Source organism: Streptomyces carminius (assembly GCF_002794255.1).
Taxonomy (GTDB): domain Bacteria; phylum Actinomycetota; class Actinomycetes; order Streptomycetales; family Streptomycetaceae; genus Streptomyces; species Streptomyces carminius.
Genome location: NZ_PGGW01000011.1, coordinates 197,453 through 217,948, shown reverse-complemented (window position 1 = coordinate 217,948; position 20,496 = coordinate 197,453). Strand labels below are relative to the sequence as shown.

Below are 20,496 nucleotides of genomic sequence, written 5' to 3'. Positions count from 1 at the left end.
TCAGGCGGCCAGTGCCGCAGGGGCGTCGGCGCAGGGCACGCACATCCCGAGCGAGACGGGGATGACGTATCCGGCGTCCCGCCCACACACTGGGCAGGTGCGGCGCGCGGCGTTCGCCTTGGCGAGCGCCGCCCACCTGGCCGCCGTCATGAGACGGACCGGCTTCGCGCGGTCGACGTGGTAGAGGTAGGCGACCAGCGGGCCGCGGCGACGGCGCGGGCGCCGCAGTACCGCGGCCACGTCCTGCCCACCGGGCCGCAGTCCCATGGCGCGCAGTTGGCGGCGGGTGGCCAGCCCGCCCGGGGCCAAGCGCCAGGAGTAGACCGGCAGCGTCATGGGGTGTTCTCCTCCTGGGACATCACCGCGCCCCAGGCGGTGCGCACCCGCTGCTCACCGCCGACGTATCCGGCCTCCCGGAAGGCGGCCACGGCCTGCCGGTAGGACAGCGGCGGGTCCACCGAGTAGCGCAGGTGCCGCAGCACCACGATCAGTTGCTCATCGCTCAGCGGCTCGCCCGGCTGCGGGGTCGGCACGCCGGCGACGGCGGCCACCTCGTCCAGCGTCACGGCCTGCTCCACCGGCCACCACAGCACCTCATCGGAAGATGGCGCACCGGGAGGCGTCACGGGCGTCACGGCCGGTGTGACGGGGAGCGTCACGGGCTCCGGCTCGGGCGGCCCGTCCTGCTCGGGGGTGTCGCTGACCTGCGTGTCTTCGGCGTCACACCCACCCGTGACGCCCGTGTCCCCGGCGGGCTCGCCGTCCCGCTGCGGGAGCGGCGTCACACCCGCCATCACGGCCGGTGTGACGGGAGGCGTCACGGGCTCCACGGCCAGCGCGACGGGGCCCGGGGCGGGGGTGGAGAACATTTCCGCCAGGGCGGCGTCGGCGCCGGTGGTGAGGCGGTCGCGCTGGATGTCCAGCAGCCGCCCGCCCAGTGCGGCGTCTTTGGCGCCGACGGTGCGGGCCAGCTTCCACGCGGTGCGCTCGGCCTTGGCCCGCGCCTTCTCGTCCGGGTGGTTGGCGGCGACCGCGCGGTGATAGGCCAGCTCCCGCACCACAGCGGCGGCCCGCGCCTCGGCCTCGGCGTCGCGGCCGTCGGCGTGGACCACGATACGGCGGGCCAAGAACGCCATGCCTTCGGCGGCCACGCACATGCCCATCGGGGTGATGGCGTAGATGACCGTCAGGGCCGGTCCGTCGGCGGCCATGGCCGCCATCACCGAGGCGGCGGCGGGCAGCGCCCACAGTCCGGCCCGGACCGGCCAGGGGGAGGACTGGCCCAGCATCGTCAACCCGAGCAGGACCAGGGCCAGCACCGCGGTGGCGCCTTCCCCGGCCGCGACCGCTCCGAGGGCGGTGCCGGAGCCGTAGGCGCGGCTGATGTTGCTGTACGTGCCGATCCCCCCGGCCACGCCCGTAGCCAGCATGGGCAGGAACGCGGCGGTCAGTACGACCTTCTGTGCCGTGGTCAGCGTCCTGGGTGCGGGCATCATGCCGCCTCCCCTACGGTGGCCACCGTGCCGTAGCCGACCAGCCGGACGCGGGCGCCGGCGTAGTCGACCGAGGCGGTCAGCACCCGAGTGCGGCCGTCGCGCTGCTCGCCGTAGCCGACGGCGCCGGGGGCGATGCCCAGGACTTCCCGCCACTCCTCGAACGCGGCCAGGTCGTCGTGGAGCGCCAGCTCCAGCCGGTCGGGGTAGACGGTGGAGATGGTCACGCACGGGGCGGGAAGGTGCGGGTACTCCACCGCCAGCAGGCGCAGCGCCCGCAGAGCGGCATCCAGGTCCCCGAAGGTCAAGGGAGTCATGCGCCCACCCCCGACACCCCGGCGCCGCGCCGGTTGGTCAGGGCCCGCCGGGCGGCCAGCACCCGGCGCCGCGCCCGCCGGATCCGGCGCGCGTCCAACTCGGACACCGGCCGGTCCAGCACCGTGATCTGCGCGTCCAGCAACTCGACTTCCGCCACGATGAGCGGGAGCTCCCGCTCGATCGCGTCCAGCTCGGCGGCCGACGGCTCCCCGCCGGCCGGATCGGCGGCACCAACCGCCCGAAGTGGAACACTGTGCTTCATGGGTCGTGGATCCCTTCAACGAGGAACGGCCCAGCAAGGCGGCCCCGGTGTTGCACCACCGGGGCTGCGGCCGTAGAGCAGGAACATCCGGCTCCCCTCGGCGCTGCTCGTACGAGACGAGCAGCGGAGGCAACCGGCCGCAGCACATCCGAGGCGCTGCGGAAGAGGTTGAAGTCGTACAGGTGCGCGATCCTGTGCCGCGCCGACCGCCTTATCGGAGGAGGCGGCGACCTCATCGCTCTATGGAGTTCTCAAAGACCGAGCGCTTCCTTCGAGCCCGTGTCACGGGCCCTCCAGGCGCTTTGGAGCGGTCTTGCGGCGTGTCTGCTGACGTGCTCAAACAGGCCTAAGGGAGACCTGAGCTCAGGTCCTCTTTAGGACTTGAGAAGACCATAGCCCCTTGCTCGCGACTCATCAAGAGGAGTTGAGGACCTGAGTTGTAGTCCTGTGTTGGACCATGACGGCTCCCGGGGGCATGCTGGGAGCGAGAAGGAGGACGAACGTGACTGATGCGGTGGCTGGGGTGGCGAAGTATCACCGGGTGGCGAACGCGTTGCGTGCTGAGATCCGGGAAGGGGCGTTCGATGAGCGGGAGGGCCGCCTACCTGCTGAAACCGAACTGGCGAAGCGGTTCGGCGTGAGCCTGCCTACCTTGCGGCAGGGGCTTGGGGTGCTACGGGCCGAAGGGCTGATCGAGTCGCGGCACGGGCGTGGGACGTTCGTGAAGCGCGACCGCCCCCGTCAGCGGCGGTCGCGCCACCGGTACGGGCGTGCCCGCAAGGACGAGCGGCTTCTGACCAGCGACCTACAGCACGAGATCGGGTTCGCCGGTCGGGCGCCGGTCCCCGCCCACATTGCGGAAGCCATGGGCGTGCCCCCGGGAACGGAAGTCGTGGTCAGGCGACGGCGCCTTCTCGACAAGAAGAGCGGGCGCCCCGAGGAGGTAGGAGCCAGCTACATCCCGGTAGCCATCGCGGGCGGTACCTTCCTAGAAGAGCCGACCGTGGTACCCAAAGCCCTCTTCCTCTGTGTCGAAGACCTATCAGGTCAGCGCTATGCGACGGTGAGAGACCTATGGCGAAGCCGGATGCCGACTCCGGAAGAGGTTGCTCTTCTGGAGCTCCCGCACGGCGCGCCGGTCCTGAACGTGGTGCACACGGCACGTGCGACCGACGGCACGGTGTTGGAGATCTCGGAGTCCACCTGGCCGGCCGATCGCATCGTCGTCGTGGATGAGTACGACGTAGACCAGGAACCGACTGAGACCGACTCCCCTTCGGAGGTCTGATGGGCTTCGCGGACTTGCCGCCGGGCCAGCACGCGAAAGAGATGCGGGACCACTGGTGGTGGCGCCCCGGTTGGCAAGTGGGTCAGCGTGCGCTCACCTGGCACCTGACCTTCGAGGGGCAAACGGCCTTTCATCGGTTGGTCGAGGGGTACCAACGAGTGCTAGCCCGATTCCCCGGGCTGGAGCCCGTTCCCGTCTCGTGGCTGCACCTGACCATGCAGGGAATCGGCTTCACGTCCGGTGTAGCTCCCGCAGATGTTGCACGTATCGAAACAGCGGTGCGTGAGCGGTTGGCCGTTCTCTCTGTTCCAACTCCCACCTTCGGGCAAGTCGTCGTCGCTGATGAGGCCGTTGTCCTTCCGCCGGACGAGGAGGGAGAGAAGGCGATCCGCGCCGTTCGGGCGGCGATCCGTTCGGGGATCGGTTCAGTCTGGGGCGTTGACGGGGTCCCCGAGAACAGCAGCCACTACAGGCCACACGTGAGCATCGCGTACAGCAATCGCACCCAGGATGCGGCTCCCGTCGTGGAAGCGATCACTGTGGCTGGCGAGCAGTCGGTACGGCTAGACGTGCCCACCGCCTCCCTGATCGAGCTTCACCGGGACCGCAGGGTCTACGAGTGGGAAGTCGTGGCCGAAGTGCCGATCGGACACGCTTGATTCTCTGACACCGAGGCTGTCTGCAACCGACCGGGCGTCTACGTGGTCTTGTGATGGGTGAGACCAAACTTGCCCCGACGTCAGGATGAATCACGCGGCTTGCGCCTGTGGCCCGTAGGGACCGCGCTTGCCTTGACCTTTAGTACGGCGATCACCGTGGCCGCTGCGGTGTTCCTCACCGGATGGGGTCTACTGGATGTGCAGAATCTCAAGCCTGAGCGGCAGCTCACCTCCAAAACTCTGTTCGACCTGGTGAAGTTGTCCTTCGGAGTGGTCGCTGGAGCCGGTGCCCTAGTAGCTCTAGTGGTGGCCTACCGGCGCCAACGTATCGACGAGGATGGCGCCCTACGGGACGCCACCCGCCTACACACCGAGCGGTTCACCACCGCCGTCTCCCAACTCGGCGAAGAATCAGCCGCAGTACGCTTGGGCGGCGTTCACGCCCTGGCTGGCCTAGCTGACGATGCCCCCACCCGTGACTTGCGCCAGACCTGCATCGACGTTCTGTGCGCCTACCTCCGCCTCCCCTACACTTCCCAGACTGACTTTCCATCGGAAGACGCAGGCGCCCGACACACCTACTTGGCTCTGCGAGAGGTCCGGCATACTGTGATCCGCCTCATCCGCGACCACCTCAGCCTCCCACCCGAACACCCTCGTTCCTGGGAGGGGCACGACCTGGACTTCACCGGTGTCGTCTTCGACGGCGGGGATTTCTCCGGAGCATCTTTCCGCAGCGGAATGGTCGATTTCAGCAACGCGACATTCTCCGGCAGCATGGTCGATTTCAACAACACCACATTCTCCGGCAGCACAGTCAACTTCAACCATACGAAGTTCCTTGACGGCACAGTCAACTTCAACCACGCAACATTCTCTAACGGCACAGTCAACTTCAATGGAGCAGAATTCAACGGCAGCACCGTTCGATTTGATTACGCAAACTTTAACGGCGGCACAGTTAACTTCGAACATGCAGAAATCAACAATGGCGGAATCGACTTCAATCATGCAACCATTAGCAGAGATTCGATCACCTTTAGTCATGCCGCCATCAACGGCGGCGTACTTAGATTCAACGATGCAGGATTCAACGGCGGCGCCATCCACTTTGAAGGCGCAAGCATCAATGGTGGAAAACTGGCCTTTAGGGATGCTTCTTTTGATGGCAGCATAGTAAATTTTGATCGCGCTAGCTTCAATGGCGGCACGATCGAATTCGATGACACAACAATATCTGGCGGCGTAGTAATTTTCACTTATGCAGCGTTCTCGGGCAGCACAACCAACTTCAATCAAGTGACCTTCTTTGACGGGTTCGTCGACTTTGGTTATGCAGTATTCAGCAGTGGTGAAATTAGCTTCACCGACGCAGGATTCAACGGCGAAACAGTCAGTTTCGATAATGCGGCTTTCAATGGCGGCACCGTCGACTTCAATGGAGCGTTTGGCTCATCCCCATCCGGCATATTTTCTCCCAGTGGCCAACCCTCACCATTCTGTCTAAACTTGCCTCGGTCGTGGCAACCGTCAACGCACTGACCAACACATAGATTTCTTGCTGAGCACACAGTCACCGCGCACCGTACGCGGAAAATCAACGTTGTGACATCAGCAGTTGACATCAACAGGCACGCACGTCGGCAGACGTCCGTGTCACGGAGGACGGGATCTAGGCCGCCCCAGCACAGCACCCGTGCAGCGATCAGTGGTCGGCACGCGCCTGGGGGTCAAGGGGTCGCAGGTTCAAATCCTGTCGTCCCGACAGTTTCGGAAGGCGCTTCAACCGGGGAGAAATCCCAGGTCGGAGCGCCTTCCGTCGCCTGACGGCACACCAGGCCGACCGGGACGCCGCCACCCCTGCGGGGACCACCTGGGGACCAGCAGCGGGAAGAAACCGCAGATCAGAGCACGTTTCCTCGGGGACCAAGATCATCCGGCTTCTCTGTCCGGTTGTGGGATGCCTACAGCACCCGGCGCACCGCCCCCGGCGGCTTAGGCGGGCCGGCCGCCACCGACAGGTGGGCGCTGAGCGAGCGGCCCGCCTCGGTGATCGACCGCAGATCCGGATGCAGATAGCGCTGGGTGGTGGCCAGTGATCCATGCCCGGCGATCTTCCGCAGCACATGCAGCGGGACCCCGGCGTCGGTCATCCACGTCAGCCCGGTGTGCCGCAGGTCGTGGCGGCGCAGGTGCTCGTAGCCGAGCCGGGCGACGACCTCGTCCCAGCGGGTGGCGTCCCGCAACACCGCGGTGGTGATCCGCCCACCGCGCGGCCCGGCGAACAGCCGGGCGGTGCCGGCCGGGCCGATCGCCCCACCCAGGACCGCGAGCAGGCACGGGGAGAGCAGAGAACCCGGTCGGTAACGGCGGCCCCGCACCCACCTCGGACCCGGGGCCGGTCCGGCGTCTCGCGGAGCGAGGCGAGTTCCCCGGGCGGGCGGCATGGGCCGATGGGCCCGCGGTGGCACCGCAGGACACCGATCAGGGGGACGACGCGCGAACGCACTCCCTGTTCGCGATCAAAGACTTCGAGAACCCTGATCACCAGGGGTCGCGTCCACCCTCTCCGACCCGGATGTCCCGTACATCCCGCCGCAGGCAGCCGCAATCAGCACGTCCCGCCGAGCGGGAACGCGTCAGCCCCGGGCACACGCCGGGCTCCGCGTCACAGACGTACACGCCGCGTGGCCGGAGCAGCCGGGTGGCCGGCCCGAGATCATCTCGGCGCGCCCTCGAAACGTGGCCCGGTCGTGCAGGCACCGGGGCCGAATCGCCTGGAACGGCTCGGCTGTCGGCTCACCGTCCATACAGTGTTGGTGCTCCGCGCGAAGAGGCGGAGCCGACCGGAGGGAACGAGGGAGACGGCGTCGGCCGCCGGTGGCGGGGTGACGGCGGGGCTGCTCCAGGCATCCGCGTACGTCGACGGGCGTGAGGCGGTGGCGGAGACCGACCTGTCGGTGCTGACCCATGTGCTGTGGGACTCCCCCGCCCAACGCCCGACCGTCGAGCGGGAGGTCCTGAACCTGGTCGACCCGGACGCGAAGGAGGCGCTCGACCTGGCCGACGCCATCGAGGAACTGGAGACCCAGCTCGACGCCATGGCCGGGCAGTCCCGCGAGTCGCTGAGCGAGTGGGTCATCAAGAACGCCCACCACAATCTCGCCATGACGGGCAAGCGCCTGGAGAGACTGCGCGGGGAGGCGGCGAACGCCGGCCGTTCCACTGCCGCGATCGACCGGATCACCGACCGCCGTCGACGATCTCACGGACGTCCGCGCCACCGCCGATCCGTTCCGTGTGATCTGACCCGGCCCCTCCCGGAGGGCGAGCGCTCCGGCCGGGCGGAACGGGCCGGCGCCTGAAGGGTCCCCCACTGTCTGACGGCCCGGGGCTCGCGGCCGGGACGTTCTCGCGGCGGGCCCGTTTCAGGGCGGTGCCGAGCAGGCCGAGAGGGGAGTCGTGAAACCCTCCCCCGGATGTAGACCTGAGGCGTGGAAAGGCATGCCGAGCACGCCGGAAAGGACGTCCTCATGCGGAACTACGACATCAAGAAGGAACGGCGGGACCTCTACTCGGCCGGACGTGACCGGTTCCAGATCGTCGATGTGCCGCGCATGAGCTTCCTGATGGTGGACGGCCGCGGCGATCCCAACACATCGGCCGACTACCGCGCGGCGGTCCAGGCCCTGTACGCGACCGCCTACGCCGTGCGCGCGGTCGCCGGGAGGGAGCTGGGCCGGACGCACACCGTCGGTCCGCTGGAGGGACTGTGGTCCGCGGAGGACCTCGACGCCTTCAGGACCCGTGACCATGACGAGTGGCTCTGGACGCTCATGATCGTTCAGCCGGGCGGGGTCACCTCCGCCATGGTCGGCGAGGCGATGGAGCACGTCGAGAGGGCGAAGAAGCTCAGCGCCGGCCACCGTGTGAGATTCGACGACTACAGCGAGGGGCGGTGCGTGCAGATCCTCCATGTCGGACCGTACGACGAGGAGGCTCCCACCATCGCGCGGATGCACGAGGAGTTCCTGCCCGCCGAGAAGCTGGTCCCTCGCGGGCACCACCACGAGATCTACCTCTCCGACGCCCGCAGGACGGCACCGGAGCGGCTGCGCACCATTCTCCGCCAGCCGGTCGGCCCGGCCCACACCTGACCTCACGGTGAGGCCCGGGACACGGGGACTTGTGCCCTGGCCGGAGGGCAGCGCTGCGGATGCTCTGCCACGGAAGCCGGGTCCTGGGCGTGGTGATCGGGCGGCGTGGGTGATCGGGCTCTGCGGGCACGGTGGCCCGATGGCACCCGGACATCGGCAGCCGGCCGGCTACGCCCTCGGAGGCCTGCGGTCAGCCACGGGTGTCCAGGCCGTCGCGGTCGAGTGCCGCCCGGAGCCGGCCGAGCCACTGTGTGCCCAGCCGGCGCCCGTCGGGGAGTTGGTCGTCCCGGTCCCAGCGCCAAGCCGTGATCATCGCCAGTACGAGGATCCGGCACTGGCGCAGCATGTCCTGATCAGCCCCCGGACAGTGCTCGCCGACTTCTTCGGGCGCATGGGCGAGATCGAACTCGACGGGCCCGCGGCAGCACGTCTCGAGGTCGATGAACAGCGGCCCGTTCTCCGTGGCGAGCACGTTGCCCGGATGCGGCTCGCCGTGCAGCAACTGCTCGGCGCCGCCGTGCCCGCCGATCGCCCGCCCCAGGCTCCGCAGTGTGTCGCCGAGCAGTTCCCGGTCCGCGTCGGCGAGCGCCGGAGTGCGGTCGCGGTCCGCCACGAGTCGCCGGGCCTGCCCGACCCGGTCCGTGAAGCGCGGCACCGGAACATCGATCTCGCGCATGCCGGCGTGCAGCCGCCCGAGCGCGTCGGCGTAGTCGGCCGGTGAGATCTCCCCGGGTGTCACGGGTGCGTGGTAGGTCCACAGCGTGACCGTGAAGCCGTCCCGCTCATGGACGCGTGGCTCCACGCGCGGCTCGAGAGCGGCCACCGGACACCCGGCCCCGGCGAGCCGACGAGCGAGCTCGACCTCGAACCGGGCGATCTGATCCGCCACAGGCGCCACCCGGGCCACGACATCACCGGGCAGCAGCCGCAAAGTGAGCTTGTTCGAGTTCTGCAGAACGGCCGCGTCCTCGGCTGCCAGACCGAGTGACGAGGCGACCGACAAAGCCGCGGCCACCGCACGCGGCACCTCTGACGCCTGCACCGCTGCCCGGCCCCTCTCCCTGAGCACTGCCGTGGCTCCCCAGCCGGTGAGCCCACGCACCCTACCAAGTCGTCGGCGGAGAGGAGCCGCGGTGGCGCGGCGGACAGGGTTCGGCGGAGTCGGCGTTCCGCCCCTTCGGCTGCTCGGCCGGCCGCCGTCGGGCGGCGCACACGATTCCGCTTGAGGCTCCGGGTGTCGTCCCGGCCCACGTCGCCCCGGCGGCTTACCTGACGTACCGACGCCTGGGCGCCTCGCGGCGGATGTGCCGACCGCGAGGCGCCCGGCCCGGTCACGCCGCGTGGGTCAGGCGGGCGATCAGATCGTCCAGACTCACGATCCCGGCCAGGCCGCCTTGGTCGTCCCGGATGACGGCGAGTGTCGCGCGGCGCTGCCGGAGCAGCTCGATGCCGTCCGCGACGGTGTTGTGCGGTTCCAGTTCCGGTACCGGGCGGGCCAGGGCACGAGCCGTGGTGGCGCGGCCGCGGGCACGGGCCACCAGCGCGTCACGTGCGTGGACCGAGCCGAGAACCCGCGTGCCGTCCAGCACCAGCAGCCGGGTGCGGTCGTGCCGGGAGGTGGTGGCGAGGACGGTGTCCGCGTCCGCGTCGGCGGGAACGGCGACGACACGGTCGGCGGGGACCATCAGTGCGCCGACCTGCTCCTGCGGAGCGGTGAGCGTGCGGGTCAGGAGGCCGGAGTCGCTCTCGGTGATCAGGCCCAGGCGCTGCGACTCGACGATGAGATGGGTGAGCTGCTCCCGGTTGTGCACCGAGGTCAGCTCCTCGCGCGGGGTGACCCGGCACAGCCGCACCAGCCCGTTGCTGATCTTGTTGAGCACCCAGAGCAGCGGCCGCACGAACAGGGTGATGCCGCGGAAGGCCGGTGCCAGCAGCATCGCGGAGCTCTCCGGGTGGGCGATCGCCCAGGACTTGGGCGCCATCTCCCCGACGACCATGTGGAGGAAGACCACGACCGTCATGGCGAAGAGGAACGCGATGCCGTACGACAGCCCGCCCGGCAGCCCCAGGGACTCCAGCAGGGGTTCGACTCGGTAGGAGATCGCCGGTTTGGAGATGCTGCCCAGACCGAGGGTGGCCACGGTGATGCCGAGCTGGGCGCCGGCGAGCATCAGCGACAGCTCCCGCATTCCGGCCAGCGCCGACTTCGCCCCTCTGCGGCCCTGGTCGGCGTAGCGTTCCATGCGGTGGTGCTTGGCCGCGACGAGAGCGAACTCGGCGGCGACGAAGAAGCCGCTGGCGATCAGCAGCAGGACGGTGACCAGCAAGGCGGTCCACGGGCTCATGCGTTCTCTCCCCGGCCGGCCTGCGCGGTGTCGGGGTCGGGATCGGGGTCGGTGGTACGGACCAGCCGTACCCTCTTGGGCACGTGCCGGTCCAGGGACAGCACCTCGACGGCCGCGTGCCCGTTCTGCGTCGGCAGGTCGAGGGTGATGCGGTCACCGACGGTGGGGAAGCGGCCGAGGTGGTCGATGACCAGCCCGGCGACCGTCTCGTAGTCCTCGGCCTCGGGCAGGTGGATGCCGGTGGCCTGGGCGACCTCGTCCAGCCGGCGACCGGCGTCCACCAGCCAGCCGTCGCCGTCGGGCACCGCCGTCTCGGCCAGGCGGTCGGTCTCGTCGGCGATCTCGCCGACCAGTTCCTCGGCGATGTCCTCGAAGGTGATGATCCCGGCGAGACCGCCGTGCTCGTCCAGGACGACGGCGAACTCCTCACCCCGCTCACGCATCTGGTCGACAGCGTCCGGCAGCGGCTGGGTCTCGGGCAGCAGCAGTGCGGGGCGGGCCAGCTCGCCCGCGGTCGCCGCCGCGACGGCGGCCTCCTCCTGGCCCATCAGGTCGCGCACGCCGATGACGCCCACGACGTCGTCGGGGCGGTCGCCGAGCACGGGGTAGGTGGAGTGGCCGTGGGCCGCGATCAGCTCGATCACCTCGGTCGCCGGGGCGGTCGCCGCGACGAAGGCGGTCTCCACCCGGGGCACCATGACCGTGCCGGTGTTGCGGTCGCCGAACTCCAGGGCGTGGTCGACGAGGTCGGCCGTGTGCCGCGGGAGGTGGCCCCGCTCGTGCGCGGCCTCGATGAGGTGTCCGACCTCCTCCAGCGTCGCGCCGTGGTGGAGTTCCTCCACCGGCTCGATGCCGACCCGGCGCAGCAGCCTGTTGGCGGTGCTGTCGAAGACGTGGATCGCCGGGCCGGCCACCTTCAGATAGACCAGGGTGGAGGAGGCAAGGGATTTGGCGAGCCGGTCCGGGACGGCCAGGGCCAGGTTCTTGGGCGCGAGTTCGCCGATGACCATCTGCAGCACGATGGCCAGGACGAACGCGACCGTCAGCGCCACCCCGCCCACGGCGGCCTCCGGGACTCCGGCGCCTGTCAGGACCGGACGCAGCAGCTCGGCGAGCGCCGGTTCCGCGAGGAAGCCGACGACCAGGCCGGTGACGGTGATGCCCAGCTGGGCTCCGGAGAGCATGAACGACAGCCGGCTCAGCACCTTCACCGCCCGGGCGGCGCGTCTGTCGCCCGCGGCGGCCTGCCGCTCCAGCGCGAGCCGGTCGGCGGCGACGTAGGCGAACTCCTGGGCGACGAAGTACCCGGTGCCGAAGGTGAGGACGAGGACGGCGAGCAGACCGAACCAGGCGGTCACCGCTCACCACCTCCCGGACAGGCGACGGGTTGGATACGGCGGATCTCACCCTGTGGAAGGGCTGGCAAGAACGGCTCCTCGGTTTCGGCGGACTGTACGGGAAGCGACACGGCCGTGCTCCGCGGTTGCCGCGCAGGCCGGTGACGGGCACGTTTCCCCGCCCGGCGCTCCGGCGGGACCGGGTGGGTCCGGGCGGTCGGCGTGGGACGGCGTGCCGGTATCGCCGACTGTTTTCGGACTTTCACGTCCGGATCCTTCCGAGGCGTCACGGACGGGTGTTCCCGCCCCTTATGATTCTACAGACGTGTAGAAAGAGCGAGGGGCGACCAGGAAGCTCCCGGTCGTCCGCAGGCGCGCGTCCCACGGTAGCGGGCACGGCGCGACGAGCCGGGCCCCGGCACCCCGCTCGCACACCAATCAGCCTGGGAGGGCATGCGTGGCTTCGATCGATCTGGACAAGGTGCTGGACAAGGCGTGGGCGGACAAGTCCCTGCCGGAGATACTCCAGGCACCCGTCTCCGCCCTGAAGGGCGTCTCGGACCGCGACGGCGAGCTGCTGGACGAGGCGTTCGGCGTGAAGACCGTGGCCGACCTGGCCGAGCTGAAGTACGTCCGCTGGGCCCAGGCCCTGGCCGTGCTGGACACCACGGCCGGGTAACCCGGCGGAGACCGCCGTGGCACCGCACCGGCACCTTCCCTTCCTCCGCCGGTGCGGCGCCACGCTCCCTTCGCACGCACACACGAAAGGTAAGGAGAACGCCATCATGGTGTTCAAACGGCTGCTCGGCTCGCTCGGCGTGGGCGGACCCACCGTGGACACGGTCCTCGACCCCGGTCCCTTCCTGCCCGGCGGTGCCCTCACCGGTCAGGTTCACCTCAAGGGCGGCAGCGCCGACTTCGACATCGACCACATCTCCCTGGAGCTGGTCGCCCGGGTCGAGGTCGAGCACGAGGAAGGCGAGTCCGAGGGCGGGATCGCCTTCGAGCGCTTCACCGTCGGCGGCGGCTTCCGGCTGGCCGAGGGGGAGGAACACAGCGTTCCGTTCACCGTCGCGCTGCCGTGGGAGACCCCCGTCACCGAGCTGCACGGCCAGCCGCTGGGCATCGTCCTGGGGGTGCGCACCGAGCTGGGGGTGGCCGGCGCGAAGGACAAGGGGGACCTCGACCCGCTGAGCGTCGGCCCGCTGCCGGCGCAGGACGCGGTTCTGACGGCCCTGGGGCAGCTCGGTTTCGGCTTCAGGTCGGCCGACCTGGAGTACGGCCACATCGGCGGTACCGGCCAGACCCTCCCCTTCTACCAGGAGATCGAGCTCTCCCCCGCCCCGCAGTACGCGCACGCGTTCAGCGAGATCGAGGTGACCTTCCTGGCCAACCCCGGCGGGACGGAGGTGGTGCTGGAGGCGGACAAGCGCGGCGGCCTCTTCTCCGGCGGCCACGACGCCCTCACCCGTTTCACCGTCGGCCACCAGGACGTCCGCGACTGGAACACCGAGGTCGACGGCTGGATCCGGCAGCTGGTGGACAACCGTGCCGCGTACGGCGCCCCGGCGCCGTACGGCCACCCCGCTCCCCACGACGGGCACCACGGTGACCACCACGACGGTCACCGCTCCGGCCCCGGCATGGGCACCGCCGTCGCGGCGGGCGCCGCCGGGCTCGCCGTCGGTGTCGCGGGCGGACTGGTGGCGGCCGAGGTCGTCGACGAGATCGGCGACGCCTTCGAGGACGAGGGCGGCGAAGGCGGCGAAGGCGGCGAAGAGGGGTAACGGGATCCGCCCGCCCCTCGTCCCCGCACCCTCGTGACAGGAAATCCGGGTCCGGGCCGCGAAGGCGCGGCCCGGACCCCCGACGACAGACGGAGTTGCCATGGCCCTGTGGGACCGCCTCAAGGAATCCGCCCAGACGATGCAGGCCCAACTGGAGGCGAAGAGGAACGACCTCAAGAGCGGCGCGTTCCGCGACGCGTCCATGGCGATGTGCGCCCTCGTCGCGGCGGCGGACGGCACGATCGACCCGGCCGAGCGCCGACGCGTCGCCCATCTGATCACCAACAACGAGGTATTGCGGAACTTCCCGGCCGCCGATCTGCAGCGCCGCTTCGACGCCCATCTGGAAACGCTGACCGCCGATTTCGAACTCGGCAGAGTCAGCGTGATGCAGGAAGTCGCCAAGGCGAGGAAGAAGCCGGCCGAGGCCCGCGCCGTGATCCAGATCGGCATCGTCATCGGCGGTGCCGACGGCGACTTCGACGCCACCGAGCGGACCGTGGTCCGTGACGCCTGCTACGCCCTGGACCTGGCACCCCACGAATTCGACCTGTAAGCGGTCGTTCCCGTCTCCCGGTCCGGGCTCCTCGGCGGACCGGGAGACGGGCACCCACTGCGCCACGGGAACCACGGAACCACGGCACACCGCGGAAGGAACGGCATGGAGATCTCCGGCCTCATCAGCGCGGTTGCGATCGGTATCGTCATCGGCATCCTGGGAAGACCGGCCCTGCCGGGCCGCCAGCGCACCGGCGTACCGCTGACCATCGGCGTCGGCGTCCTCGCCGCCCTGGTCGGCACCGCCGTCGCCACGGGGGTGGGAGTGGCGGACACGGACGGCGTCGACTGGATCGAACTGGCCGTCCAGGTCACCCTGGCCGCCGGTGGCATCGCGCTCGTCGAACGTCTCAAGGGCCGCTGACTCCACTGCGCGCCGTATCCACCACAGCAGCCACTACAGCGGGGTGGCGGCCTTCAGGACGAGGAACAGGGTGACGGCGGAGTTCGCCGAGGACAGGGCCGAGACGGTGGTACCCGCCGCGGCCGTCCAGGCCGCGAGACCGGCCGTGGTGAACACCGGCGGCCAGCTGCGCACCGCCGGAGCCGGACCCAGCAGCGCCGCCACCCGCCGCGGCACCGGCCCGGCCGCGGCGAGATGGGCCAGCGGCGCGGCCGGGCCGGTGCCGCGGGAGACCAGCGCCGCCTTCCCGACCGCCCGGGCCACCGCCCGCCGGCTGCCGACCGCGGCCGCCGCCTCCTCGTCCGCCCACCGTTCCACGGTGTAGACCACCGCGGTCCGCAGCGGCCGCAGGAAGGGGTTCGCCCCCGCCGCCAGCCGCACCAGAAGCAGGAAGCGGTGGTGCCCTCCGCGCAGATGCGCCCGCTCGTGCGCGAACAGTGCCCGCCGCTCCCCGCCCTCCAGACACGCCAGCATTCCCGTGGACACCACGACCCGGCCCGGACCGGCGGGCAGCGCGTACGCGTAGGGCTCCGGATCGGGCAGGACGGCCACCTCCGAGCCGCGCGCACCCGCCAGCGCCCGCAGGGCCCGGCGCCCCACCCGGCGGTGCGTCCACAGCGTCCGCGCGCCGGCCACGAGGACGGCGAGGAGGGCGGGGATGGCCGCCCGGCCCGCCACCTCGTCGTAGGGGACCGCCTCGCGCACCTCCTCGTCCGACCAGCCGTCCGGCAGCGGATTGCCCGGCAGTTGCGCGGTGCCCACCACCATCAGCAGCACCAGGCACACCGTGCTGCACACCGCCAGCGCCCCCGTCGCGGCCGAGAGCAGGACGGTGGCGGTGCGCGGATGCAGATGCTGCTCGGCCAGCCGGGCGATCGGCCAGGCGGTCAGCGGCAGGACCAACGGCAGGAAGACGAAGACTCCCATGACCGTGTCATTCCTCCGGATCTTCGGCACGCTCCAGCAGTTCCCGCAGCAGCCGCTCGTCCCCCGGTGGCAGGGAGGTCACAAAGCTCGCCAGCACCGCCTCACGGTCACTCTCCCCGTCCAGGACCCGCCTCATGCGCAGCGCCGCCAGCCCCGCCTCGTCCGCCGTCGGCGACCACAGAAAGGAGCGCCCCGACTTCTCCCGCACCACGGCGCCCTTGGCCAGCAGCCGGGTCAGAATGGTGATCACCGTGGTGTACGCCAGGTCGCCGCCGAGCCGCTCCCGCACCCAGGCGGTGTCCACCGGCCCCGGCGCCTCGCCCAGCGCCGACAGCACCTGCACCTCCAGCTCGCCCTGACCGCGCCGACGCGCACGGGACCGCCGGGACTGTCCGGTCACGCCCTCGTCCACCATGCCGTCTCCTTCCAGCCACGCCCCCGTCGCCTCGGCCGGGTCGGCCGTACATCGTAGGCGAGTGGCAGCCGGATCGGCACTCGCAAACCTTCTGCACTGCTGTAGACCGATATGGGCGGCCGGCGGAGGAACCGGCGGACCGGCGCGGCGACAGGAGGATCGGGTGAGGGTGCCCGGGACCGTCCGGACGGTCCCGCGCCGCCACCGGTCGCCCACCGGCTCGCCAGTGCCGTGGGCATCGGCTTTCCGCTCGCCGCGGGGACGGTCAGCGACCGGTTCCCGGGCCGTTCGGCCCCGCCGCCGCGTAGAGCAGGGTGCCGGTCACCGTCAGGGCCAGCGCGGTCCAGGTGGCCGCCGCCGTGCCGGGCGGCAGGAGCAGCCAGCCGCTCACCTGCCCCGCAACGCCGGTCGGGGGCGGGGCGAAGAGGGTGAACGCGAGCCAGCCGACCGGCAGGGTCCACGCGTACGCCGCCCCGAAGGCCGCCGCCCCGATCGCGGCCAGACCCGCCAGGCCCGCGCTGTCCCGGACGACGAACGCGGCCGGGGCGAGTTCCGCCCCCAGCGCGTGCACGGCCAGCAGCACCGCGGCGACGGCCCCGCCGATCGCCAGGACGTGTGCCGCCCGGCGGGGCGCCCACCGGATCGCGGCCGTCCGGTCCAGGGCGGTGTCCTGTCCGCCGAGCCCCACGGCGGCGGCCGCCACCCCCGCGGCGAGGATCAGGGCCGGGAGGCGCGGGTCCACCGGTTCCTCTCCCTCGCCCCCGGTGAGGGCCCACGCCGTCGAGGCGGTGAGCACGACGGCGGCGGCCGACGCCGGCACCTGCCGGGAACGCGCGTACAGCATCAGCCATCTCACCGGGACGTCTCTCCCTTCAGGATGTCGAGCTGGTCGTACGAGCAGGACAGGGCGGCGCCGCGCACCCGGGCCATCCGGGCGCGCTGCTCGCCCGGCGGCAGCGCCGTCAGCCGCTGCCAGGCGACTTCGGCCTCCTGCCAGGCCTTGCGCGAGTACTCGTCGGCCGCGGGCTTCTCCAGCGGCTTCATCCCGGACTCGCCGAGGGCCCAGCTCGCGGCGACGCTCTGCACGACCACCTCGTACTGTGTCCCGCTCTCCCGGGCACTGCGCGGGTAGCAGTGGGGTGCCAGGCCCTGGGCGACCAGGACGCGGGTGAGCCGCTCACCGTCCGCGCCGGCGATCAGCGGGTCGTCGAAGCTGACGAGCACCGTGTCGCCGGGGAGTGCGCGTTTCTCGCCGGTCGCGCGCAGCGCGGTCTCCTCCCGCACCGCGTCCGGCGCCCGGTCGCCGAGGGCGTCGCGCAGGACGCGCAGTGCCTCCTTGCCGCGCGGCGCGAGTCCGGGCAAGCGCGACTGGTGGATCCGCGCCACGCACACCGGGCCGTCACAGACCGGGGCGGCGGCGGTCCGGTCGACGACATAGGTCTCGCGCGCGTGTGCCGGGAGGACGAGCAGCGCCAGGGCCGCACCGGCCAGCACGGGAACCGTCGCGAGCAGGCGCGTCCTGGGGGCGGCGGCCACCAGCAGCGCGAAGCCGGTGGCGAGCAGGCCGAGCAGCCAGAGCGTCTGGCCGAGGTGCGCGGTGCCGGAGAGGGTCAGCAGCACCTGCCGGGGCTCCGGGGTCGCCGGTGACAGCAGGGAGAGCCGGTTCGGGGCGAGTCCCGACGGCAACCGGTCGTCCGCGTGCCGCGCCAGCAGGACGGTCGCCGCCAGAGCGGCGATCACCAGGGCCGGCGGGGTGAGGGCCGAGGGCAGCGCCCGCGCGACGCCCATGCCGAACAGGGCGCCCGCGACCAGGGCCAGCGCCCCCACCAGGGAGATCGGCAGCCAGCCGAGGTGCGGGTAGGCGGTGGGGCCCAGGGCCACCTGGACTCCGCCCCACAGGACGAGGAGACCGAAACCCGCCGCCAGCGTGATCGCCGTGGCACCCGCGGGCAGCGCCGCGCGGCTCCAGGCCGGCCGCGGGGTGGTCGTCAGCAGTTCGGTCATCCGCGAGCGGGAGTCGCGCAGCCCCTGCAGCGCCCCGATGCCCACCGCGACCGGCCACAGGTAGAACAGCATGGCGCGGGTCGTCAGCGCCATCGGCGTCCACTGCGCCGTCCACCGGGCGGTGCCGTTCCACCACATCCCGTCGATCAGGTGGAGGAACGCCAGGGCGCCCCCCGCTATGACGGCACCGGCCCACGGGGCGGCGGAACGCCTGAGCTCGATGCCCAGCACACGACCGTTCACCAGGCGCCCCTCTCCTGCCCGGAGCCGCTGAGCAGCGCCGAGTAGCCGCGTTCCAGCGGGCTGTCGCCCGGGTCCTCGGGGCCACCCGCCGCGGCCAGGTCCCGCGGGGTGCCCTGGTAGACGAGCCGGCCGTCGGCGAAGACCACCACGTCGGAGCAGGCGGCCGCGACGTCCTCGACCAGATGGGTGGAGACCACCACGCAGGTGTCGCGGCCCAACTCCTGCAGCAGTTCGCGGAACCGCATCCGCTGGGCCGGGTCCAGGCCGACCGTCGGCTCGTCCAGCAGCAGCACCGCCGGGTCGTTGACGATGGCCTGGGCGATTCCGGCCCGCCGCACCATGCCGCCGGACAGGGCCTTCATCCGCTCGTCGGCGCGGTCCGCCAGGCCCACCCGTTCCACGGCCCGCTGGACGGCCGCGGGGATGTCCGCCTTCGGCACCTCCTTCAGCCAGGCCATGTACTCGACGAACTCGCGCACCGTGAAGCGCTTGTAGTAGCCGAACTCCTGCGGCAGGTAGCCGATCCGGCGTCGCACGGACCGCAGGTCGCCCGCCCCGTCCACGGAGGTGCCGAACAGCTCCAGTTCGCCCGCGGCGGGACGCAGCACGGTGGCCAGTGCCCGGATCAGCGTGGTCTTCCCCGCCCCGTTGGGCCCCAGGAGGCCGTGGGCGCCGGTGCCCAGCGAGAGGCTGAGCCCGTCGACGGCCGTCTTCCTCCGTCCGGCCCGTACCTTCAGGTCGGTGGCCCGGATCTCCCAGGCACAGGTCTTGGGCGCGATGTCGGCCGCGCTCGGCGCAGGCGTCATGCGATGGTCCTTTCCGGTGGTCAACGAGAGCTCCCCAGCTCCGAGTACGCGCTCCTGCGGGCGATCACCACGGCGGCCCCGAGGGCGAGGAGCAGTCCCCAGGCGGGCAGCCGGTCCGGCTGCAGGGCGAACGGAGTGCGGCCGGCGGCCAGGGCCGGCGCCAGGATCACGGCCGCCCACCCGCCTCCCAGCGTGAGGACGGCGCGGTCGACGCCGATGACGCCGCCCAGCGCCAGGGCCGCCGCGGTGAAGGCCAGGGCGGGCAGCAGCCACTGCGCGACCATCACCCCGGTCAGCCAGCCGCTCACCAGCAGCGCGGGAACGAGGACGGCCAGCACGGACGCGGTGCGGCACAGCAGCAGGTGCAGCCCCGCCCGCGGGGCGGAGGCCGTCAGTTCGTGCGCCGGGTCCAGGCCGCGCGACCAGGCCCCGGCGACACCGAGCAGCGGCAGCACGGGAGCCAGCAGCAGCACCGGCGACATCTCGCCGGCGTCAGGGACGGCGAGGTCCAGCAGCAGCGCGATCAGGGTCAGGCCGACGGCCATGGCCAGCCACGGGGCCATCGCCGGTGTCATCCAGAGCGACAGCCGCGTCCGGCGGCGCCGGCGCGACGGCACCGGTGCCACGGCGTCCAGCCGCGCGTCCAGGCCGGACCGCACGGTGTCCAGGAGGGAGGTGACCGCGGGCGCCTCGGCGGCCACCGCCTCGGCCAGTCGGCCGCGGCAGGTCCCGCAGGTCTCCAGGTGGGCCTCCAGGGCCCAGACCTCGTCGGCGGCGATGCCGCTGTCACCGCGTACATAGCCGTGGACGAGTCGCGCCGAGGCGTGCTCCCCGCTCATGTCAGTGCCTTTCGCATCGCGATCCGGGCCCGGCGGGCACGGGTCTTGACCGTGCCCTCGGGCAGCCCGAGCAGGACGGCGGCCTCCCTGACGGAGAGTCCGTCGAGGACCGTGGCCTGCAGCACCTGCCGCAGTTCCGGTGCCAGCCGCCGCAGGGCGTCGCCGACGTCTCCGTCGACCGCCCCGGCCAGCGCCACCTCCTCGGCGGCGGGTACCGGCGTCCGCTCGGCGGCGGCGACCGGCGGCTCGGCGTGGTGGGCGCGGCGCCGGAACGCGTCGACGAGGCGGCGTGCCGCGATCGTCCAGAGCCACCCGACGGCCGTACCGCCGACCGCGCTCCCGGCGAACGCGCCCGCCGCGCGCCACACCGCCAGATACGTCTCCTGCATGACCTCGGCGACGATCTGCTCGTCCGCGCAGCGGCGGCGCAGCCGCACCGCCAGCCACGGCGACGTGCGCCGGTACAGCTCGTCGAACGCACCGCGGTCGCCCCGTGCCACCAGCCGGAGGAGGCGCTCCTCATCCAGCTCGTGCAGTGCTCTCCTGCGTGATCTCACACCTGCCAGACGCCCGGCCCGGCGCACGGGTTCTCACTCCCGAGTGACCCGCGTCACAGTCCCGCGCCCGGGCGTCGGTGGTCCCCGGCCCGCGTGCC

At 71.4% G+C, this 20,496-nt stretch carries 23 protein-coding genes and 1 pseudogene; 9 read left to right on the top strand and 15 right to left on the bottom strand.

The features are described from left to right. From CUT44_RS03985 to CUT44_RS03970, 4 genes are read right to left on the bottom strand one after another with little or no spacing between them, the layout of a single operon-like run. A complete protein-coding gene (locus CUT44_RS03985) occupies positions 1-336 on the bottom strand; it encodes an RRQRL motif-containing zinc-binding protein (RefSeq protein ID WP_100200708.1) in 336 nt (111 codons plus the stop codon). Beyond that, positions 333-1,496, bottom strand: a complete 1,164-nt coding sequence (locus CUT44_RS03980; RefSeq protein WP_100200707.1) for a hypothetical protein — start codon at positions 1,494-1,496, stop codon at positions 333-335. Before CUT44_RS03980 ends, CUT44_RS03985 begins: the two co-directional genes overlap by 4 nt. Then, a complete protein-coding gene (locus CUT44_RS03975) occupies positions 1,493-1,810 on the bottom strand; it encodes a hypothetical protein (RefSeq protein WP_100200706.1) in 318 nt (105 codons plus the stop codon). The genes CUT44_RS03980 and CUT44_RS03975 overlap by 4 nt, the downstream gene beginning before the upstream one ends. Next, the gene (locus CUT44_RS03970; RefSeq protein WP_100200705.1) at positions 1,807-2,073 is read right to left on the bottom strand and encodes a DUF6284 family protein; all 267 of its coding nucleotides are present in this window, start codon (positions 2,071-2,073) and stop codon (positions 1,807-1,809) included. The genes CUT44_RS03975 and CUT44_RS03970 overlap by 4 nt, the downstream gene beginning before the upstream one ends. A gap of 502 nt (positions 2,074-2,575) precedes the next feature. On the opposite strand from CUT44_RS03970, the gene CUT44_RS03965 reads away from it, so the two are divergent. The 3 genes from CUT44_RS03965 to CUT44_RS03955 all read left to right on the top strand — a co-directional run bounded on the left by CUT44_RS03965 (position 2,576) and on the right by CUT44_RS03955 (position 5,562). Next, entirely contained in the window at positions 2,576-3,361 is a 786-nt protein-coding gene (locus CUT44_RS03965) for a GntR family transcriptional regulator (RefSeq protein WP_158239568.1), read from the top strand. Further along, positions 3,361-4,020, top strand: coding sequence for a 2'-5' RNA ligase family protein (locus CUT44_RS03960; RefSeq protein ID WP_100200703.1), 660 nt, complete (start codon positions 3,361-3,363; stop codon positions 4,018-4,020). Before CUT44_RS03965 ends, CUT44_RS03960 begins: the two co-directional genes overlap by 1 nt. A 156-nt stretch (positions 4,021-4,176) precedes the next feature. Beyond that, positions 4,177-5,562, top strand: coding sequence for a pentapeptide repeat-containing protein (locus CUT44_RS03955; RefSeq protein ID WP_233221203.1), 1,386 nt, complete (start codon positions 4,177-4,179; stop codon positions 5,560-5,562). Between the two features lie 422 nt (positions 5,563-5,984). Here the strand turns inward: CUT44_RS03955 and CUT44_RS03950 are convergent, their stop codons facing one another. Then, positions 5,985-6,401 carry a tyrosine-type recombinase/integrase gene (locus CUT44_RS03950; RefSeq protein ID WP_408646705.1) on the bottom strand — a complete coding sequence of 139 codons (417 nt, stop codon included), beginning with the start codon at positions 6,399-6,401 and terminating at the stop codon, positions 5,985-5,987. A gap of 494 nt (positions 6,402-6,895) precedes the next feature. Here CUT44_RS03950 and CUT44_RS03945 point away from each other — a divergent pair. Further along, a pseudogene (locus tag CUT44_RS03945) lies at positions 6,896-7,385 on the top strand (hypothetical protein); the annotation flags it as partial. Between the two features lie 168 nt (positions 7,386-7,553). Continuing rightward, complete coding sequence (locus CUT44_RS03940; protein ID WP_100200701.1) at positions 7,554-8,177, top strand: GyrI-like domain-containing protein; 624 nt, start codon at positions 7,554-7,556, stop codon at positions 8,175-8,177. 190 nt (positions 8,178-8,367) lie between these two features. Here the strand turns inward: CUT44_RS03940 and CUT44_RS03935 are convergent, their stop codons facing one another. From CUT44_RS03935 to CUT44_RS03925, 3 genes are all read right to left on the bottom strand, one after another. Continuing rightward, positions 8,368-9,219: a phosphotransferase enzyme family protein gene (locus CUT44_RS03935; RefSeq protein WP_100200700.1), complete on the bottom strand. Its 852-nt coding sequence runs from the start codon at positions 9,217-9,219 to the stop codon at positions 8,368-8,370. 289 nt (positions 9,220-9,508) lie between these two features. Next, positions 9,509-10,522, bottom strand: coding sequence for a hemolysin family protein (locus CUT44_RS03930; protein ID WP_100200699.1), 1,014 nt, complete (start codon positions 10,520-10,522; stop codon positions 9,509-9,511). Then, entirely contained in the window at positions 10,519-11,880 is a 1,362-nt protein-coding gene (locus tag CUT44_RS03925; protein WP_100200698.1) for a hemolysin family protein, read from the bottom strand. Before CUT44_RS03925 ends, CUT44_RS03930 begins: the two co-directional genes overlap by 4 nt. Positions 11,881-12,316: 436 nt before the next feature. Between CUT44_RS03925 and CUT44_RS03920 the strand changes: the two genes are divergently transcribed. The 4 genes from CUT44_RS03920 (at position 12,317) to CUT44_RS03905 (ending at position 14,568) form a co-directional block, all read left to right on the top strand. Further along, positions 12,317-12,538, top strand: coding sequence for a hypothetical protein (locus tag CUT44_RS03920; protein WP_100200697.1), 222 nt, complete (start codon positions 12,317-12,319; stop codon positions 12,536-12,538). A 106-nt stretch (positions 12,539-12,644) separates the two neighbouring features. Beyond that, the gene (locus tag CUT44_RS03915; protein ID WP_100200696.1) at positions 12,645-13,646 is read left to right on the top strand and encodes a sporulation protein; all 1,002 of its coding nucleotides are present in this window, start codon (positions 12,645-12,647) and stop codon (positions 13,644-13,646) included. 100 nt (positions 13,647-13,746) lie between these two features. Further along, positions 13,747-14,202, top strand: coding sequence for a tellurite resistance TerB family protein (locus CUT44_RS03910; protein ID WP_100200695.1), 456 nt, complete (start codon positions 13,747-13,749; stop codon positions 14,200-14,202). A 105-nt stretch (positions 14,203-14,307) separates the two neighbouring features. Then, positions 14,308-14,568 carry a GlsB/YeaQ/YmgE family stress response membrane protein gene (locus tag CUT44_RS03905; RefSeq protein WP_100200694.1) on the top strand — a complete coding sequence of 87 codons (261 nt, stop codon included), beginning with the start codon at positions 14,308-14,310 and terminating at the stop codon, positions 14,566-14,568. 33 nt (positions 14,569-14,601) lie between these two features. On the opposite strand, the gene CUT44_RS03900 is transcribed toward CUT44_RS03905, so the two are convergent. The 7 genes from CUT44_RS03900 to CUT44_RS03870 form a co-directional block, all read right to left on the bottom strand. Continuing rightward, complete coding sequence (locus CUT44_RS03900; RefSeq protein WP_100200693.1) at positions 14,602-15,534, bottom strand: M56 family metallopeptidase; 933 nt, start codon at positions 15,532-15,534, stop codon at positions 14,602-14,604. Positions 15,535-15,541: 7 nt separating this feature from the next. Continuing rightward, entirely contained in the window at positions 15,542-15,949 is a 408-nt protein-coding gene (locus tag CUT44_RS03895; protein WP_100200692.1) for a BlaI/MecI/CopY family transcriptional regulator, read from the bottom strand. A gap of 265 nt (positions 15,950-16,214) precedes the next feature. Further along, positions 16,215-16,805 (bottom strand): hypothetical protein, encoded by a 591-nt coding sequence (locus CUT44_RS03890; protein ID WP_100200691.1) that lies wholly within the window; start codon positions 16,803-16,805, stop codon positions 16,215-16,217. Further along, positions 16,802-18,196, bottom strand: a complete 1,395-nt coding sequence (locus CUT44_RS03885; RefSeq protein ID WP_100200690.1) for a hypothetical protein — start codon at positions 18,194-18,196, stop codon at positions 16,802-16,804. Before CUT44_RS03885 ends, CUT44_RS03890 begins: the two co-directional genes overlap by 4 nt. Next, positions 18,193-19,002 carry an ABC transporter ATP-binding protein gene (locus tag CUT44_RS03880; RefSeq protein ID WP_100200689.1) on the bottom strand — a complete coding sequence of 270 codons (810 nt, stop codon included), beginning with the start codon at positions 19,000-19,002 and terminating at the stop codon, positions 18,193-18,195. The genes CUT44_RS03885 and CUT44_RS03880 overlap by 4 nt, the downstream gene beginning before the upstream one ends. A gap of 20 nt (positions 19,003-19,022) precedes the next feature. Then, the gene (locus tag CUT44_RS03875) at positions 19,023-19,841 is read right to left on the bottom strand and encodes a zf-HC2 domain-containing protein (RefSeq protein WP_100200688.1); all 819 of its coding nucleotides are present in this window, start codon (positions 19,839-19,841) and stop codon (positions 19,023-19,025) included. Then, the gene (locus CUT44_RS03870; RefSeq protein WP_199185593.1) at positions 19,838-20,398 is read right to left on the bottom strand and encodes an RNA polymerase sigma factor; all 561 of its coding nucleotides are present in this window, start codon (positions 20,396-20,398) and stop codon (positions 19,838-19,840) included. Before CUT44_RS03870 ends, CUT44_RS03875 begins: the two co-directional genes overlap by 4 nt. Positions 20,399-20,496 lie beyond the last annotated feature (98 nt).

What these genes read in the sequence shown, in the direction of transcription:
- CUT44_RS03985 (WP_100200708.1), bottom strand. Translation starts at nt 336, where the DNA reads ATGACGCTGCCGGTCTACTCCTGGCGCTTGGCCCCGGGCGGGCTGGCC.
- CUT44_RS03980 (WP_100200707.1), bottom strand. Translation starts at nt 1,496, where the DNA reads ATGATGCCCGCACCCAGGACGCTGACCACGGCACAGAAGGTCGTACTG.
- CUT44_RS03975 (WP_100200706.1), bottom strand. Translation starts at nt 1,810, where the DNA reads ATGACTCCCTTGACCTTCGGGGACCTGGATGCCGCTCTGCGGGCGCTG.
- CUT44_RS03970 (WP_100200705.1), bottom strand. Translation starts at nt 2,073, where the DNA reads ATGAAGCACAGTGTTCCACTTCGGGCGGTTGGTGCCGCCGATCCGGCC.
- CUT44_RS03960 (WP_100200703.1), top strand. Translation starts at nt 3,361, where the DNA reads ATGGGCTTCGCGGACTTGCCGCCGGGCCAGCACGCGAAAGAGATGCGG.
- CUT44_RS03940 (WP_100200701.1), top strand. Translation starts at nt 7,554, where the DNA reads ATGCGGAACTACGACATCAAGAAGGAACGGCGGGACCTCTACTCGGCC.
- CUT44_RS03930 (WP_100200699.1), bottom strand. Translation starts at nt 10,522, where the DNA reads ATGAGCCCGTGGACCGCCTTGCTGGTCACCGTCCTGCTGCTGATCGCC.
- CUT44_RS03915 (WP_100200696.1), top strand. Translation starts at nt 12,645, where the DNA reads ATGGTGTTCAAACGGCTGCTCGGCTCGCTCGGCGTGGGCGGACCCACC.
- CUT44_RS03910 (WP_100200695.1), top strand. Translation starts at nt 13,747, where the DNA reads ATGGCCCTGTGGGACCGCCTCAAGGAATCCGCCCAGACGATGCAGGCC.
- CUT44_RS03905 (WP_100200694.1), top strand. Translation starts at nt 14,308, where the DNA reads ATGGAGATCTCCGGCCTCATCAGCGCGGTTGCGATCGGTATCGTCATC.
- CUT44_RS03900 (WP_100200693.1), bottom strand. Translation starts at nt 15,534, where the DNA reads ATGGGAGTCTTCGTCTTCCTGCCGTTGGTCCTGCCGCTGACCGCCTGG.
- CUT44_RS03895 (WP_100200692.1), bottom strand. Translation starts at nt 15,949, where the DNA reads ATGGTGGACGAGGGCGTGACCGGACAGTCCCGGCGGTCCCGTGCGCGT.
- CUT44_RS03880 (WP_100200689.1), bottom strand. Translation starts at nt 19,002, where the DNA reads ATGACGCCTGCGCCGAGCGCGGCCGACATCGCGCCCAAGACCTGTGCC.
- CUT44_RS03875 (WP_100200688.1), bottom strand. Translation starts at nt 19,841, where the DNA reads ATGAGCGGGGAGCACGCCTCGGCGCGACTCGTCCACGGCTATGTACGC.